General features: G+C 61.3%; 11 protein-coding genes. 3 read left to right on the top strand and 8 right to left on the bottom strand.

What is annotated here, in order from left to right:
* Window position 1: 1 nt before the first annotated feature.
* Both G4Y73_RS06475 and G4Y73_RS06470 read right to left on the bottom strand, forming a co-directional pair.
* Complete coding sequence (locus G4Y73_RS06475; protein ID WP_164230612.1) at window positions 2–1,468, bottom strand: amidohydrolase family protein; 1,467 nt, start codon at window positions 1,466–1,468, stop codon at window positions 2–4.
* Complete coding sequence (locus tag G4Y73_RS06470) at window positions 1,465–3,111, bottom strand: amidohydrolase family protein (protein ID WP_164230609.1); 1,647 nt, start codon at window positions 3,109–3,111, stop codon at window positions 1,465–1,467. Before G4Y73_RS06470 ends, G4Y73_RS06475 begins: the two co-directional genes overlap by 4 nt.
* A gap of 159 nt (window positions 3,112–3,270) precedes the next feature.
* Here G4Y73_RS06470 and G4Y73_RS06465 point away from each other — a divergent pair, with 159 nt between their 5' ends.
* Both G4Y73_RS06465 and G4Y73_RS06460 read left to right on the top strand, forming a co-directional pair.
* Entirely contained in the window at window positions 3,271–4,590 is a 1,320-nt protein-coding gene (locus tag G4Y73_RS06465) for a ferric reductase-like transmembrane domain-containing protein (protein ID WP_164230607.1), read from the top strand.
* Window positions 4,587–4,943: a cytochrome b5-like heme/steroid binding domain-containing protein gene (locus G4Y73_RS06460; RefSeq protein ID WP_164230605.1), complete on the top strand. Its 357-nt coding sequence runs from the start codon at window positions 4,587–4,589 to the stop codon at window positions 4,941–4,943. The genes G4Y73_RS06465 and G4Y73_RS06460 overlap by 4 nt, the downstream gene beginning before the upstream one ends.
* Window positions 4,944–4,999: 56 nt before the next feature.
* On the opposite strand, the gene G4Y73_RS06455 is transcribed toward G4Y73_RS06460, so the two are convergent.
* From G4Y73_RS06455 to G4Y73_RS06430, 6 genes are all read right to left on the bottom strand, one after another.
* Window positions 5,000–5,629: a c-type cytochrome gene (locus G4Y73_RS06455; protein WP_164230603.1), complete on the bottom strand. Its 630-nt coding sequence runs from the start codon at window positions 5,627–5,629 to the stop codon at window positions 5,000–5,002.
* A gap of 77 nt (window positions 5,630–5,706) precedes the next feature.
* Complete coding sequence (locus tag G4Y73_RS06450) at window positions 5,707–7,845, bottom strand: MtrB/PioB family decaheme-associated outer membrane protein (RefSeq protein WP_164230601.1); 2,139 nt, start codon at window positions 7,843–7,845, stop codon at window positions 5,707–5,709.
* Window positions 7,846–7,866: 21 nt separating this feature from the next.
* Window positions 7,867–8,841: a DmsE family decaheme c-type cytochrome gene (locus G4Y73_RS06445; RefSeq protein ID WP_164230599.1), complete on the bottom strand. Its 975-nt coding sequence runs from the start codon at window positions 8,839–8,841 to the stop codon at window positions 7,867–7,869.
* Between the two features lie 90 nt (window positions 8,842–8,931).
* A complete protein-coding gene (locus G4Y73_RS06440; RefSeq protein ID WP_164230597.1) occupies window positions 8,932–11,337 on the bottom strand; it encodes an OmcA/MtrC family decaheme c-type cytochrome in 2,406 nt (801 codons plus the stop codon).
* Between the two features lie 104 nt (window positions 11,338–11,441).
* Window positions 11,442–12,050 (bottom strand): NapC/NirT family cytochrome c, encoded by a 609-nt coding sequence (locus G4Y73_RS06435; protein ID WP_164230595.1) that lies wholly within the window; start codon window positions 12,048–12,050, stop codon window positions 11,442–11,444.
* Window positions 12,051–12,276: 226 nt separating this feature from the next.
* A complete protein-coding gene (locus G4Y73_RS06430; RefSeq protein ID WP_164230593.1) occupies window positions 12,277–13,521 on the bottom strand; it encodes an arginine deiminase family protein in 1,245 nt (414 codons plus the stop codon).
* Between the two features lie 155 nt (window positions 13,522–13,676).
* Between G4Y73_RS06430 and G4Y73_RS06425 the strand changes: the two genes are divergently transcribed.
* Window positions 13,677–14,783, top strand: a complete 1,107-nt coding sequence (locus G4Y73_RS06425; RefSeq protein WP_164230591.1) for an AI-2E family transporter — start codon at window positions 13,677–13,679, stop codon at window positions 14,781–14,783.
* The last annotated feature ends 136 nt before the right edge of the window (window positions 14,784–14,919 follow it).

The raw sequence follows: 14,919 nt of genomic DNA, 5'->3' as shown, positions 1-14,919 counted from the left end.
ATCAGGCGCCTCCCAGCAGTTTACGCAGCACGTTCATTCCACGATCCGGATCTGGATCGGGATCCGACTCCGCTTCCGGAACGTCCGCATCCGGACTTTCCGGCTTTTCCTCGGCCTCGTCCTCTTCGTCTGCTTCTGATTCGGCACGCACCAGGGCGATCAGGCGCTGGCGTTCGTCTTCCCAGCGCTCGCGCGCCTCGAGGTCGCGCTGGCGGTCGAAGTAGCGCCGGCCGTCGATCCAGGTCTGATCGACACGACTGGTTACCGAAAGCGGCGATCCGTTCCAGATGACGATATCGGCATCCAGACCCTCGGCCAGGCGTCCGATACGCTCCGACAGGCCGAGTTGCCGGGCCGGATTGGCGGTGACCAGCTTGAGCGCCTCGTGCTCTTCCATGCCGCCATAGCGGACGGTCTTTGCAGCTTCCACGTTCATCCGCCGCGCCAGCTCGGGGTTGTCGGAATTGAGGCTGGTGAGCACGCCACGCTCGTGCATCAACGCGGCATTGTAGGGAATCGCGTCTCGCGCTTCGTACTTGAAGCCGTACCAGTCCGAGAACGTCGACCCGCCGGCACCGTGCTCGGCCATTTCGTCGGCCACCTTGTAACCTTCCAGCACGTGGTGCAGGGCCTTGATCCGGAAGCCATGGCGTTCGGCTGTCCTGAGCAGGGCAATGAACTCATCGGCCCGATAGCCGTGCGAGTGGACATCGATCTCACCTTCCAGGATGTCGACCAGAACATCCATCTCCAGGCTTGGCCGCGGCGGTACGCGGTCACGTCCCGACGGTTCAGCATGCTGTTCGGCATACTCTCGCGCCGTCTGGAACTTCTCGTCGATGATCTGGTTGACGCCCTGGCGGGAGTTCGGATAGCGCGGCGTATCCGGCTGCCAGTTGCTCTGCTTGGGATTCTCGCCGAGGGCAAACTTGATCACCCCGGGTTGGCCATCGATGATCATGTCGTCGGGGTCGGCGCCCCAGCGCAGCTTGACGATCACGTTCTGCCCGCCGATGGCATTGGCCGAGCCGTGCATCAGGTGCATGGTGGTCAGGCCACCGGCCATCTGTCGGTAAATGTTGATCGAATCCGCGTTGATCACATCACCGATATGCACCATCGCGGTGCTGATCAGGGACGATTCGTTGATCCCGCCGGTAATGGCCGCGTGAGAATGGGCATCGATCAGCCCCGGCGTGACGTGCCGGCCGCTCGCATCGATCTCGACCGCAGCGCGAGGCGCCCGGAGGTCCTCGCCGATGCGCTCGATCCGGCCACGGTGGATCAGCAGGTCGGCCTGCTCCAGGATTCCGGCCTCGTCGGCAGTCCACAGCGTGGCGTTCCGGATCAAGACATGCTCGGGCTGATCGGGGATGGCACTGTTCCAGGCTTCGATATCGTAGGCGGCCGCCGGGCCCGCCAGGGTCAGGACCGCCGCGAGGGTCAGGATCTTAATCATGTGTTTCATGCCGTCTCCTCAGTTTCGTCGGGTTCGCCCGTCCGTTGCCCGCGCACATCGAATTCACCCTGGGGGCTGGATCCGCTGCCCTTGCCGCGCTCGTCCTCGATCTCCAGGAAGAAGGTGATCGCACCGGGCATGCCCAGGCGCGCGCCGTCGATGCGCACGTCGAGGCGGCTGCCGGACACACGCGCTTCGGCCAGTGGCACTTTGCTGCCCATTATTTCGAAATTCCCTGACAGGCTCGGCGCCTTGCCGCTGAGCTCGAGCACGGCATCAAGATTACCCATACCAGACGTGGCCAATATGAGCTCCCAGGTTCCGGCCGGCTCAATCTCGGGCGGCTCGAGTTCCCTGAGCACATGCTGTCGCCCGTCGATCCAGACCTCGCGCAGGGCCGGTGACTCCACCAGCAGCTCCCCTTCGACCAGCAGGAAATTGGCCATGTAGCCCGGCGCCAGGCGGCCAGCCCGGTCGTCGATGCCGAGCAATTCGGCGGGAACGGTCGTCAAAGCGGCCAGCGCCCGGTCCGGATCGAGGCCGCGCTCGGTGGCCTTGAACAGGTTGGCATGGAGGGCCTCCGGACTGGAATGCGGGTGGCTGGTGAAAGCGACCTCCAGGCCGGAAGCCATCACCCGCCCGGGATTCTCCGGCGCCAGGTGCCAGTGCCGCAACTCTGGCAGGCTGATGTCGCGTTCGTGTTCATCGACATCCGGCGCATCAGGGAAATCCAGCGGCAGAATCTGCACGAGACCGGTCTCGGCCAGGCGCTCGAGGCGCTGATACTCGCGACCGTGCCCCACCAGCCAGGGCCGCAGCTCGAACTCCGCCGCCACGCTGGCCGCACGCAGGCTGTCGAGCATGTCGGCCGATTCGACGATCAGCTGCGAATCACCGGTGAAGAGTGGTTCGAGTGCGTCCAGATCCTCGAGGAACGCCGGCCGCGACTGCTCGGGGTTTCGCTGCCAGGCAGCCCGTGCCCGGGCCTGCCAGCGCGCATCCAGGAATGTTTGCCTGAGCAGGGCCATGGCGCCCATCTGCGAGTTGGGAAAACTCCGTCCATTGGTGGTTGCCTGAAGCGAGGCGAACTGGAAGCGGTCGGGGTCGAGCATGTTGGCTGCCAGGCCGCCGTCGCCGAGATTGACCAGGGCACCCTGCCCCCGCAGCAACCCATCTTCGGGCGCCAGTACCGCGGTGGTGAAACCGGCGCGGCGTAGCGCCTCGATGCGCTCACCCGGCCAGAGGTCATGGCTGATCCTGCGTTCCGGCGTCACTAGCGGGTGGGGATACTGCCCCGGTCTGAGGGTTTCTTCCTCGCCGCCTTCCTCTCCGTCGTCACCGTCGTCCTCGCGCGCCATCGGAACCGGTACGTAGGCGTCAATCAAGCCCGGGTAGATGCGTACTTCGGCGATTTCTGGGTCGAATTCATGGACACGGGCATCGGGCGGGATCTCGACCTCCGCACCAACCGCTTCGATCACACCGTCGCGAACGACCAGCGTGGCGTTTTCCACCGACTCGCCCGGCGCAGTCACCGCGGTGACGCCGGTAATGGCGTGTACGCCCGGTACCGGCTGGCGCAGATCCGGCTCCACAGCCAGGCCCGAGGCCGCCCACAGCAGGCATGCCGAGCACAACAGGAATCTGATCAAAACGGATTCTCCCCGATAGACAAAGCGCCTACCCTAAACGGGGTTGAGAAAAGCGGCAAGGGTCAAAGGTCATGGATGGCCTGCGGATTACCCAAGCGCAAGCCCGTGTGCTGCAGCGATGGTAGATTGGTGATCACAAGCACCCAACAAAGAACAAAAATGCAGAATATTTCGGCCCGCATGGCACACCGTCTGGTCTGGCTGATCGCGCTGCTGCCGGCCGGGCTGTTCCTGTTCACGGTAAGCCCCGGCGACCTGAATTCGACTGGCGCGGTCCTTCAAACCGCCGGCCGGCTGACCGGTGTGGCCGGTCTGTCCCTTCTGCTGGTTGCAGCCATTCTCAGCGCCCGGGTGCCCGGCTTCGACCGCCCCTTCGGCGGCCTGACGCGACTGTGGCGCACCCACCACCGGCTCGGCGCCTGCTCGCTGATCCTGCTGCTGCTCCACCCGTTGCTGCTGGCCTTTGCAGCCGCCGGTGATGGCGTTTCCTCGGCCGCGATGTTGCTGTTCCCGCCCCTGTCCGACCACGCGACCTGGAGTGGCTGGATCGCCCTCATCCTGATGATGGTCTTTCTGGCACCGAGCTTTTCGTTTTTCGGCCGGCCGCGCTACGAGCGCTGGAAAAGGTTGCATCGCCTGTCCGGCCCTGCCGTGGTCCTGGCCCTGGCCCACAATTTCTGGCTGTCGCGCGCCTTCCCGCCCTGGCTGGATATCACCCTGTGGAGTTTGCTGGCCCTGCTGGCCGTAGGCGCCGTGGCCTGGCGCTTCGCATTTTCGCGACATGCCGGTCGGCGTGCATATACGGTGCAGGCGGTCGAGCCGGTCACCAACAACGTCGTCGAGCTGGCGCTGGCCCCACTCGGTCGGCGACTCGAGCACGAAGCGGGCAATTTCGTCTACCTGACCCTCTACGATCAGACCCTGGCAATCGGTCGCGGTGAGGAACATCCATACACCATCTCCTCGGCGCCAGGTGAGGATCGAATGCGAATCGCCATCAAGGCTCTGGGTGATGCCAGCCGGGCCGTGCAGTCGCTCAAGCTCGGCGGCCGCGCCACCGTCGAAGGCCCCTACGGTCGCTTCTTCGTCTCGCCCGACCGGGTCGTGCGTCCTGAGATCTGGGTCGCCGGCGGGATCGGCATCACGCCCTTCCTGGCGCGCATGCGACACCTGCGGCAGACCGAGCAAGGCGCTGACGCCTGCCTGATCTACTGCGTACAGGACGAAGCGCGTGAAATTTTTGCCGGCGAGCTGCGGGATCTGGCGCAGGCGATCGAGGGCTTCGAACTGAACCTGCATTACTTCTATCGGGAAGGACCCCTTTCGTACGAGTATCTCGAGCAAGTCTGCCCCGACCTGGCCGAGCGCGAGATCTACATCTGCGGACCGGGCCCGCTCAACCGCCTGGTTCGCGACCACGCCAACAGGGCCGGCATTCCCGAATCACGTATCCACACCGAGGAGTTCGAATTGCTATGAAGAAATTCGTCTATTCAGTGTTTATCGCTTTCTGGGCCAGCGTAACGACCATCGCCATCCTGAATGGCGTGGCACCCGAAGCCAGCGCCGATATTGAGTCTGCCGAAAGCGCCTACACCCTGGCCGAAGTGGCCGAACACGACACGCTCGACGACTGCTGGATGGCCATCGAAGGCCAGGTCTACGATTTCAGCGACTATATCGAGCAACACCCGACACCACCGGCCGTGCTCGAACCCTGGTGCGGAAAGGAAGCCACCGAAGGCATGCGCACCAAGGGCTACGGTCGGGATCACTCCGATCGGGCCTGGCAGATGGCCAAAGCCTACCGCGTCGGCAGACTGGCCGACTGAGCGGGTTACGACACAACTATTCGTGCGACCGCCAGCCCAAGGCGGCGATCGACCGGTCAATTGAAGCGCTTCAGGCCTTCCTGGGCATAGAACTCCGCCAGGGCCTTCATTTCCTCATCACTGAGATCCATTTCCGGCTGCATCTTTTCCGGCTGCCAGCGCTTGTCGGCTTTGTAGTACTCGAACTGCTCGATCAGGTAGTGCTTCCATTGGCCCGCCAGGATACCGGCATCGTCAAGCGCCAGACTGCCACCGTCGCTGTGGCAACGTTCGCAATTGGCTTCATGAATTGAAGCGCCCTTTGCGGCCAATTCCCCGTCGACTTCCTGTTGTGCTGGCTTGAAGGGCTTGGCCGCAAAATAGGCCGCCACCTCGATCTGTTCATCCTCCGACAGATTAGACGCGATGACACAGTGATCCTCTGCGTCGACATCACTTTCCTGTTCGAAGTAGTCGGCCTCGCACGGACGTGCCTCCCCGCCGAACACGGCCAGCTGGTTTTCAAGGAAATAGTCAGATGCACCGGCAATCGTCGGCACCTCGGCCTCATCGCTGATGCCATTATCGTTATGGCATACGACACAATCACTGGCTGCATCCGGCGTACCGGCCATTGCGCCCTGGGCTCCGGCAAGCAAAAGGAACCCCAGGGCCAACGTTCCGGAATACTTGGTTGTCTTGTTCATGTGACCTCCTGCATGTGGTAGAAAACACTACTCGTACTGGTTAGAACGTGCCAGGTCCCGACCGTTCCAGAATCCGCTCATCTAAACTGATATCGCAACAGCACACTGACGACATGAATCGTGCCGCCCGGAGTCTGTTCGCCCAGGCTCAGCAGGGTTGGCACCGTGTCCGGCGCGACCTCGTCGCGGAAGAAATCATCCTCTGTCAGCTTGCCAACCAGGTAACCCAGACGCAGGTTGAGACTGTCTCCAAGCTCACGCTCTGCCGAAGCTTCCAGCGTTATCCGGTTGGTCTTCAGAGTTGGAAATTCTGGCGCCGAACCGCGCTTGTCGACCTGGATATCACCATCGGCCGACGAGTAGGAAAAATCGAGCCTACCCCGGATCCACTTGCCCGGGAGCTCGCCAAAATTAACTCCGAGGCCAGCAGTACGGGACTGATCGCTTTGATCGGCCTGCCAGGGCGCCCCCTCAATATTGTCCGCACCTAGAATTCGCCCGTCGAGCGATTCGCGTGCAACAAACGCGTGCAGAACGACGTGTTCGGCCAAAGTCGCCGACACATCCAATCCGTAACTTTCGGCGCGCGCGTCACTGAGGCCGATCAGCGTATCGGAAAACTCCTCATCGGCGAACTCGGCGAAAACACCGGCAGCCAGATTGCTGCGCAATGCGAAATCCGCCACCAAGCGAAGCATATCCCGCTGCTTCTCGGCAAAGTGAAACCGGCGCAGATCGGGATTTACCAGTGGACCAAGGCGCGCCGGATCGAGATCATTATCACGCTCCTCGCGGCTGATTTCCGCATTCACATTCAGGCGCGAAAAGGGCGTTGCCCGAAGCTTGAGCGAATAGAGTTCGGTGTCAGTTCTCTCGACCTCCTGCAGAGTCCGGTCCATCGTCTTGTGTGTTGCCGATGCAGTCAACTTGAAGTCCCGCAGCACGCGATAGTCGACCGTTGCGTTGATGCTGGTGCGCTCAAAGCTGTACGGTTCAAAGTCGCGTTCGTCTGCAACAAACGTATCCGAAACAACCTGAACGAAGGAGTCGGTCGGTGTAGCGTTGTCCCGCTCGTCGTACTTGAATTGCACCTTGGTGCGCAGCCTGTCTGTCAGGTTACTGGTCACCCGCAGATTCGCCAGGCGTGTATCGACACGCCCGTCGAGGCTGGTCCTTGGCATATCTGGGCTTGCCAGTTGCGTATTCAGTGTCGGCATCAGAAACTGTTCGTTCTGTTCGCTTCGCCCAACGGCGACTTGCCCCGCAAACATCAACCACCTGGATTGGTGCCAGGATCCCGACAGCATGAATTGGTGAAACTGGTTTTCCGGTGGCTGTGCCAATTCGCCCTGGTCGGCAAAGTTGATTCCGGTAAAGGGATTCTGCCAGCGGACCGACTGATTACCGTTGTCGAACCGCGAAAGTTGATAAGCTGCTTCCAGCTGCCAGCGATCCTTCACAAAACCGATCGCCGCGTCGACCCGCGTGGTTTCATAATCCACCGGAATTGCCAATTCGGCTGCTCGAAAAATGAAGCTCGCGCCCTTGATCAGGTTGCCGTCTTTGCGAGTCTGCTGCACATCGACGCGATAACGCCAGGGACTATTCCGGCTCAATTCCAGGCCCAGTTTCAGGGTCTTGCGTTTGTGCCCGATATCCACGCCACGTAGACTGCCGGCAAGCGCCGTCATTTCATCCGTAGTACCGCCGTGCACCCAGTCGATCGGCAGCGTCTGCTGTGCAGAACCTGCCCCCTCAAAAATCGTCCGGGTATCGTTCGCGCGCAAGTACTGGATTTCGTCGTAGTCGAGACTCAGACTGTAGCGGCCCTGCTTTCCACCCTCGACCGACAGGGTGCGGCTGTCGAGACCGAGCCGCTCGCCGTATATGTCCAGGTAGCGTGCATCCTCACTGCGATAGCGCAGGTCGACGCCTGCGGCCGCGAACAAACCCTCCTGTTCCAGCCCACGATAATTGCCGAATTCGAACAGCTCATCGGAAACATAGCCGAGACCGAATAGCACGGAGCCGCTCAGGCCATAGAAAAATGGGCAATCCTCACAGACCCACGCGCTGGTGTCAGGGCCCGTAGACTCAGCACCCTCTTCCGAAGACCCGTTCCGATCCTGGCCCCAAACCGGCGCACCCAGCGTGAGCAGAGCGAGCAGAGCGCCGACCCTGATATCAAGGCTCCGATAGCATCGACTGTTCGTCATGACTCGGCCTCCACTTTCTGTCTACCGGTTCAGAATGGCCCCTGAGGGATGATTGGATCCGTGTACCTGGGAATGACAACTCATGCAGCTGCCCGACAGCAGAAAGGTGGACGGCCGCCCGGACGGCAGGTCGTCGCCCGTACGCCCGATACTCGGGTGGCCCATCCGCGAGTGGCATTGCTGACACAACAGCGGCGCCCGTCGCGTCAACATGGCCGGGTTGTTCGATCCGTGTGCCTGGTGGCAAAGCGTGCAGTCCTCGGCGACCGGATCATGCTCCCAAAGGAACGGCCCGCGCAGCTCCGCGTGACACTGAAAGCAGTTCTGGTTGATCGTCGGACTGGTCAGCATGGCCTCATTGAGCCCGCCGTGGGGCTCATGACAGTCTGTGCAGCCCATCTCGCCAAAGCGGATGGGATGCCCATAGGCGCGATGGACTTCGGCGCGCTGCTGGACGTGGCAGTCGAGGCAGACTTGAGGCTGAGTCGAAGTGACCATTACCGGATCGCGGCGCGTATGCACGGTATGGCAGTCGGTACAAGCGACGTCCTGTGACTCATGCAAGCCTCCTTCCCAATCGTGCTGCTGCCCACTGTGGCAACCCAGGCACGTCTCGTTCTCGCGCCCTTGCGACCACGGGGAATTCGGCCCGAAGGCAGGCATCGGCGGCCGTTCCTGACCAAAGCGCACACGGCCGGCATGGTCGCCGCCGGGACCATGACAGGCCTCGCACTGATTGCCACCAAAAGGCGTCCGGTCATCGGCCCTGACAGCGTGGGGGCCTTCGAAGATCACCATCAGATGAGCGCTTTCCTCGTCGCCGTGGCAGCTCAGGCAGCTATCCGCGCCCTCACTGGTATAGGCGGGCATCGTCTCCCCTTCGTCACTTGCTTCATCTGCCGCCCCGACCGGACCGAACATGGCCAGCCCGGCCACACCCGCCATCACGAGGCCGCCGGCAAGGGCGAGCTCAACAATTTTTCGGCGATTCAGCAATCCCAGTCTCCCGAATTTTGATCGTATGCCCCTTTCCAGCATCCGACGTGCCGGCACCGGGCCGGCACGTCGGCAGACACGATCCGTGCGCTAATCGTCCAGACCGTGTGCTTCGGCAACCGGCACGAATCCCTCAACGCCGTGGCAGAAGCTGCAATTCTCCGGGCCGGCCATATCGATTCGTGCCTGGGTATCCGGATCCGAGAACGGGTCCGGGTTCATCAGGAACGCGTTGCCGAAGGAGATCGGGCTGTCGCTGCGCACCGACATGTGACTCATCGCAATCTCGGAATCATGGCAAGACGAACAAACTGCGGCCGTAGCACTGGCGTTGTTGTCGTCGGTCGGATCCGAAGCGGCGAAATCATCCGGGGCATACGCAGATGCACCGAAGCGACTTCCGGCGATCACCGTGGCATTTGAACTCAGCGTGGTCGCCAGCACATTTTCGCCCAACGGCAAATTGTAGGTGCCGTCGGTGTGGCAGGCGAGACAGTCGGACGGCGACCTCGGATAGCCGACCTGGCTGAAGTCGTGCGGCCTCGTACCGAAACCGTATGCGACGTACGGCATTTCGCGTTTGGAACTGCCGTGAATCGCATGGATCATGTACTTGAAGTCGATCGTACGATCCTCGAGAAAATCCGCGGCCTCGAGATTTTCACCATTGAGCACCCCGTCCGGATCCACCGGCCGCCTGAACAGATCGGTTGCATTGGGATTATGGCAAGCCGCGCAGGCCTGCGGATTGTCCGTGCGGTTGTTGCCATGGAACGCCAGCCCGTCATTCTCGCCGTGACAGTTCTGGCACTTTGCCATATCCACCACCATGCGGCGCGGCTGCGCTTCTGCATCGTTGATGGCGAAGGCCGCGGTCGCCGCGGTTACCGGCACCTGATCATCGTAACTGCCGTCGAAATCGAAGTCAGCGGCCGGGTGGCCTTCCATCACCACCGTTCCCGAGCCGAGCCCTTCGGTCGTCATCGGAATGATCAGCGGTGTGTTAGTCGCAAAAGTATCGACTGTGTAGGTGCCGTCACCGTTGTCGGTCACCCCTGCGGGCAGGATGCCGCTGCCGTTCGACAGCGAAATGCTGGCCGGCGTCGATACCGGCCGACCGGTCACCGATGTGCCTGCATTGTCAGCCACGTTGGTGTAGTCCGAATTGGGCCAGGCGATATCCATGTTGATGCTGGTCCCGCTGCCCGTGAACTCCGGATCGCTGGCCAGGTCGTAGGGCCTGTCGTCGTTGGTCGGGTCGGTGATCGAGAAGGTCACGACCGGTGACTGCCCTTCCCCGGTATTGGCGACATCCAGGATGTTGTACTGGAAGCGCCGTGCCGCGACCTGAGAATCGATCACATGGTAGGCAAGGTTACCCTGAAGGAATCCGCTGTCGGAATGGCAGGCCACGCAGGTCTCGTTGGGCTGGGCCAGGCCGATATGATTGCGATTGGCATTAGTCAGGCCGGTTTCATCGAATGCCAGGTTATCGTGGCACGAGGCACAGACTTCGGCGGTCGCCCGATTGTCGACCCAGTCAGCCTGCGGCGTCTCGGGATTGTCGGGATCGTGGCAGGTGGTGCAGTTCCGAACATCCTGGGGAAACGCGACATGGCTGAAGTTCTGCGGCGGAGAACCGAATCTCTCGCAGCCGAACCCGCAGATTTCGTAGGGTTCGGTGAGATTCTCACCGAAGTGGATCTTGTGGACCATGACCGAGAAATCCAGGGTATTACCCGTCCCACCGTCGAGTGAGTCAGGCTGGTGACAGGTCACGCAATAGCTGACATGCTGTCGCGGACCGCCGTGAAAGGCGAACTCCTCGGTTCCGTGACAACTTGCGCAGGCCTCCTGCGTGATGATGTGGCGTTGTGCGATATCTGTCGTTTCGCCCGTCGAGGGTTGCACGTCGAAGGTCGCGTCGCTGCCGGCAACGCTTGCTCCGAATACGACCGCATTGCGGATCTCCATGCCGACGCGATGGGTCAGCGTCGGCTCGAACAACACATCGGAGATGCTCTCCAGATCCTGATCGAAGGTAAATCTGTAATTGCCGTCGCCGGTATCTTCCAGGGTTCCGTCAGAATAGGTCGTGCCTTGAACCGCCGGCACCCCTTCGTCCTCTCCGCGTATATACGTCCCCCAGTTTCTGGTCTTGCCATTGCTGCCCGGGATCAGTTTGCTGACCGTGAAGCTGAAAGCGACGTTTTCACCCTGCTCGAGCCCGTCGATACCGATGCCGTACTCATCAACTACCCGGAACTCGATGATGGGAGCGTCGTTGAGATCCGCTCCCGTGATGACCGGAAACAGTTTCTCCGGCGGCGGTCGTGTTTTTATGTCGTGAGACTGGAGAGCCCCACCGACGGCCACCGGCGTTTTGGCGTAATCAGCCAACACCCCGGGCGGCAGGGGCTCGAAAAACCTTGAATAATCCTCGTTATCCTTATCCTTATCAGAGCCGAAAGACTGAGGCAACAGGAGAACACTCAATACGACTCCAGCAAAGAGCGTGCCCATCAGGCACAGTGTCCTCAATTTCGCATGGCAACTCATGTCGGACCTCCTTTATCGGACCGATTGTGTTTTTACTGCCTCTACATGGTCTCGGGTAATGTGTGAGCGATTCCTTTGTGGCAGTCGATGCAGGTCTTGCCCGTCTGTTCGCGGTACTCGACTGAATGCCTGCGCCGGGCAGTACGATCCTGCAGTTCTTCGGACATGGCCGTGTAGCTGTGACAGTCACGGCATTCACGAGAATTATTGGCCTGCATGCGCTCCCAGACGCGCTCGGCCAGTTCAAGCTTGTGCGAGTCGAACTTTTCCTGAGTATCGAGCTTGCCCATGAAGTGCCTGGGCACTTCCACCATCGTTGCCCGGATCTTTGCGTACATCTTGGGGCCGAAGCTCTTGGGCACGTGACAGTCCGCGCAGATGGCGCGAACTCCGCTGGAATTCGAGTAGTGAGTGCTTTCTGCGTAGTCCGGATAGACGTACGCTTCCATCTCGTGACAGGAAGTGCAGAATTCGAGGGAGCTGGTCTCGGCAACGACCACGTGAAATCCTTGCCAGGCAATCGCACCAACGACAACTCCGGCGAGCAGCAGAATGCCTACGCCGAATCGGGAGCTGGGTCGATTGAATGCGCGCCAGGATCGACGCAGGAAGCCGGGCCGGTCTTTGGTCCCGTTCGAATCGCTCGACATACACACCTCCTCAGCTTGGCACGCCTCGGTGAGCTGTGTGATCGGTCTCGTGGCCGTCTTCTTGGCCCGCAAGATCGGGCAACTCAAACCGAGGCTTTTCGGCCTTCGTTAGCACGATAGCATGGTGTTTAGCCGGCCTCACTTGACGTAGGTCAATAAGCCAGGCTTTGACCGCCGAAAGGGATGTGAGCGGACAAATTACCTTCGGTTGAGGACTCGAGGGTGGCTACAAATCCTTGCGCGCGACAGGCATGGTCATGCAGCGGCAACCGCCGCCACCGCGAGAGAGCTCGGCACCGCCGATGGTCACGACCACCCGTTCGTCCGGGCCGATCGCGCGATCGCCCTCGATCAGTTCCGGCGCGTCGATGACATTGAAACCGGCGGCCGACAGCGCCTCGACGGTATAGCGATTGTGGCGGTAGCCGAGGATCTGCCCCGGGCCGAAGGCAAAGAAGTTGGCGCCACTCGACCACTGCTCGCGCTCCTGCTGAAACTCCACGTCGCCGCCGCAATTGATCGGCGCCAGCTCGACCCCGAGCGCCGACAGCGCACTCAGTACATCGCGGTATTCTGTAATGTTCGCCTGCGGTCCACCGTTGAAGGCGCAATGATAGGCTCGCGAACGGTTGGGCCCGGTAATCAGGGGCGGAAAGACCACGCACTTGTCGTGATCGACCATGGTGAAGATCATGTCCAGGTGAATCGTCGCCCGGGTCTTGGGAATCTCGACCACGATAAAGTTGCTGATCGGCCCCTGCGAGGCGATCGAGCGCATCAGCTGGTCGACGCCGGCCACCGAGGTGCGTTCGCTGTAGCCGATAACCGCCAGGTCCTTGCGGATCACCAGCAGGTCACCGCCCTCAATGGTGACTTCCGAATTGCGGTTGTCCGTGCCGTCAAAGTAGAAGCCGCCGGAATGAATCTCGGGGTGGTATTTGAATACCGCCTTGAGCAAAAGCGCCTCGGCCATGCGCGCCCGGTAGGCCATCGAACCGATGATGATGCGGTCGTTGACGCACATCGTCGCGTCACGCGTAAAGAAGGTGTTTGGCAGGGGCGGAATAGCGTAGCGCGAGGGGCTGAGAAACTTCTCCAGGCTGGTCGGCTTCTTGGGCGTGCCCTCCACGAGTTGCCGGGCCAGATCCTTGGCTGACAGATCGAGCAGTTCGTCGCGCACTTCCGGCGAGTCGAACAGTTCACACAGCGCTTGAACCAGTGCTTCACACACGCGCCCGTCTTCGAGCACCTCGATCAGCAGATCCCTGAACTCGATGGTACGACTGACTTTCTGGAGCACGCCCTTGAGCTCGCGGTGCTCGCCGGTGGCCAACTCGAGGTTGAGAATGTCATCGTAGAGCACCTCGGCCGCCGTCTGTGGCGTCATGTTCTCGATTTCCTGGCCCGGGGAATGCACGACCACGGTCTTGAGCGGGCCGATTTCAGAATTGACGTTGATATCGATCGACATGAGTGCTCTGCCTGATTTCGGTGATTGGCGCGGCCGCTCACCTGTCGGCCGGAAGAAGGGCGAATTATACCTTCGCGGCAAGCCCGGGCAGAGAGTTGCATCCACCAGCAGGGCCTGCGAGTATTCCCCCACCCGACCCAACTGAGCATTTCAGCATGACCGACAAGGAGCTGGCGGCCTTTCCCGGACTGAGCCGCAATCAACTGTTATGGATTGCCGGCAGCCTGCTGGTGGCCGGCTGGCTTGTCTGGCTGTTGGGGCCAGTGCTGACACCGTTTTTCATCAGCATCCTGATCGCCTACATCGTCAATCCCCTGGTGGGCTGGCTCGAGGGATTCAAGCTGCGCCGCGACCTTGCGGTCAGCATCGTGTTCCTGCTGGCTTTGCTGCTGCTCGGTCTGGTGCTGCTGGTGATCATCCCGGTGCTCGTGCGCGAGTCCGCCGACTTTTTCGCCCGCCTGCCGGGCTACGTCGAATCCTTCCGCCAGACCGCACTGCCGTGGATCGAGGCTCAGCTCGGCATCGAACTGAACTTGCAAGGCCTGGACGTGGAGCGCGCCCGCGGCCTGATCCAGGAGTATTTCTCCAACATCGCTGGTGCCGCCGGCAATGTGCTCAGCGTCATGACCCAGTCGGGCGGACGCTTTCTGGTCTGGCTCAGCTCGATGGTGCTGGTGCCCCTGGTGACCTTCTACCTGTTGCGCGACTGGCGGCTGCTGATGGATACGCTGCGCGACATACTGCCGCGCAACATCGAACCGGTCGTAGTCCGACTCGTCGGCGACTGTGACGAAGCCCTGGGCGGCTTCCTGCGCGGGCAACTGATGGTGATGGTCAGCCTCGGCATCATCTATGCCCTGGGCCTGTGGATCGTCGGCCTGAATAACGCCATCGCCATCGGCATGATCGCCGGCCTGGTCAGCTTCGTCCCCTACCTTGGCGCGATTATCGGCATCCTGCTGGCCGGCACCACCGCCGTCATCCAGGATTTCAGCCTGGTGTTCCTGCTATCGGTGGCGATCGTGTTCGTCGTCGGGCAACTGATCGAAAGTTTCGTGCTGACGCCAAAGCTGGTCGGTGACCGCATCGGACTGCACCCGGTGCTCGTCATCTTCGCGGTCATGGCCGGTGGACAGCTGTTCGGTTTTGCCGGTGTCCTGCTGGCTCTGCCGGTCGCCGCAGCCGGCACGGTGATCGTTCGCTACGCCTACCTCAACTACAAACAGAGCGAAATCTATCACGCCAGTCAGCCGGCAGAGTGACCGTGGCCCCTGCGTCTTGCACCAACTTCGGGGAGTACGGTCAAGGAATCCTGGTGGATGCGTGAATGAATATGGTGCCCGGAGCCGGACTCGAACCGGCACGGAGTTTCCTCCGAGGGATTTTAAGTCCCTATTT

Origin of the sequence: Wenzhouxiangella sp. XN201, assembly GCF_011008905.1 — a bacterium.
Lineage (GTDB): Bacteria > Pseudomonadota > Gammaproteobacteria > Xanthomonadales > Wenzhouxiangellaceae > Wenzhouxiangella.
Note: the sequence above shows the minus strand (reverse complement) of the source record. Positions and strands in the feature narration are given on the sequence as shown.

What these genes read in the sequence shown, in the direction of transcription:
- G4Y73_RS06475 (WP_164230612.1), bottom strand. Translation starts at nt 1,468, where the DNA reads ATGAAACACATGATTAAGATCCTGACCCTCGCGGCGGTCCTGACCCTG.
- G4Y73_RS06430 (WP_164230593.1), bottom strand. Translation starts at nt 13,521, where the DNA reads ATGTCGATCGATATCAACGTCAATTCTGAAATCGGCCCGCTCAAGACC.
- G4Y73_RS06450 (WP_164230601.1), bottom strand. Translation starts at nt 7,845, where the DNA reads ATGACGAACAGTCGATGCTATCGGAGCCTTGATATCAGGGTCGGCGCT.
- G4Y73_RS06465 (WP_164230607.1), top strand. Translation starts at nt 3,271, where the DNA reads ATGCAGAATATTTCGGCCCGCATGGCACACCGTCTGGTCTGGCTGATC.
- G4Y73_RS06425 (WP_164230591.1), top strand. Translation starts at nt 13,677, where the DNA reads ATGACCGACAAGGAGCTGGCGGCCTTTCCCGGACTGAGCCGCAATCAA.
- G4Y73_RS06435 (WP_164230595.1), bottom strand. Translation starts at nt 12,050, where the DNA reads ATGTCGAGCGATTCGAACGGGACCAAAGACCGGCCCGGCTTCCTGCGT.
- G4Y73_RS06455 (WP_164230603.1), bottom strand. Translation starts at nt 5,629, where the DNA reads ATGAACAAGACAACCAAGTATTCCGGAACGTTGGCCCTGGGGTTCCTT.
- G4Y73_RS06460 (WP_164230605.1), top strand. Translation starts at nt 4,587, where the DNA reads ATGAAGAAATTCGTCTATTCAGTGTTTATCGCTTTCTGGGCCAGCGTA.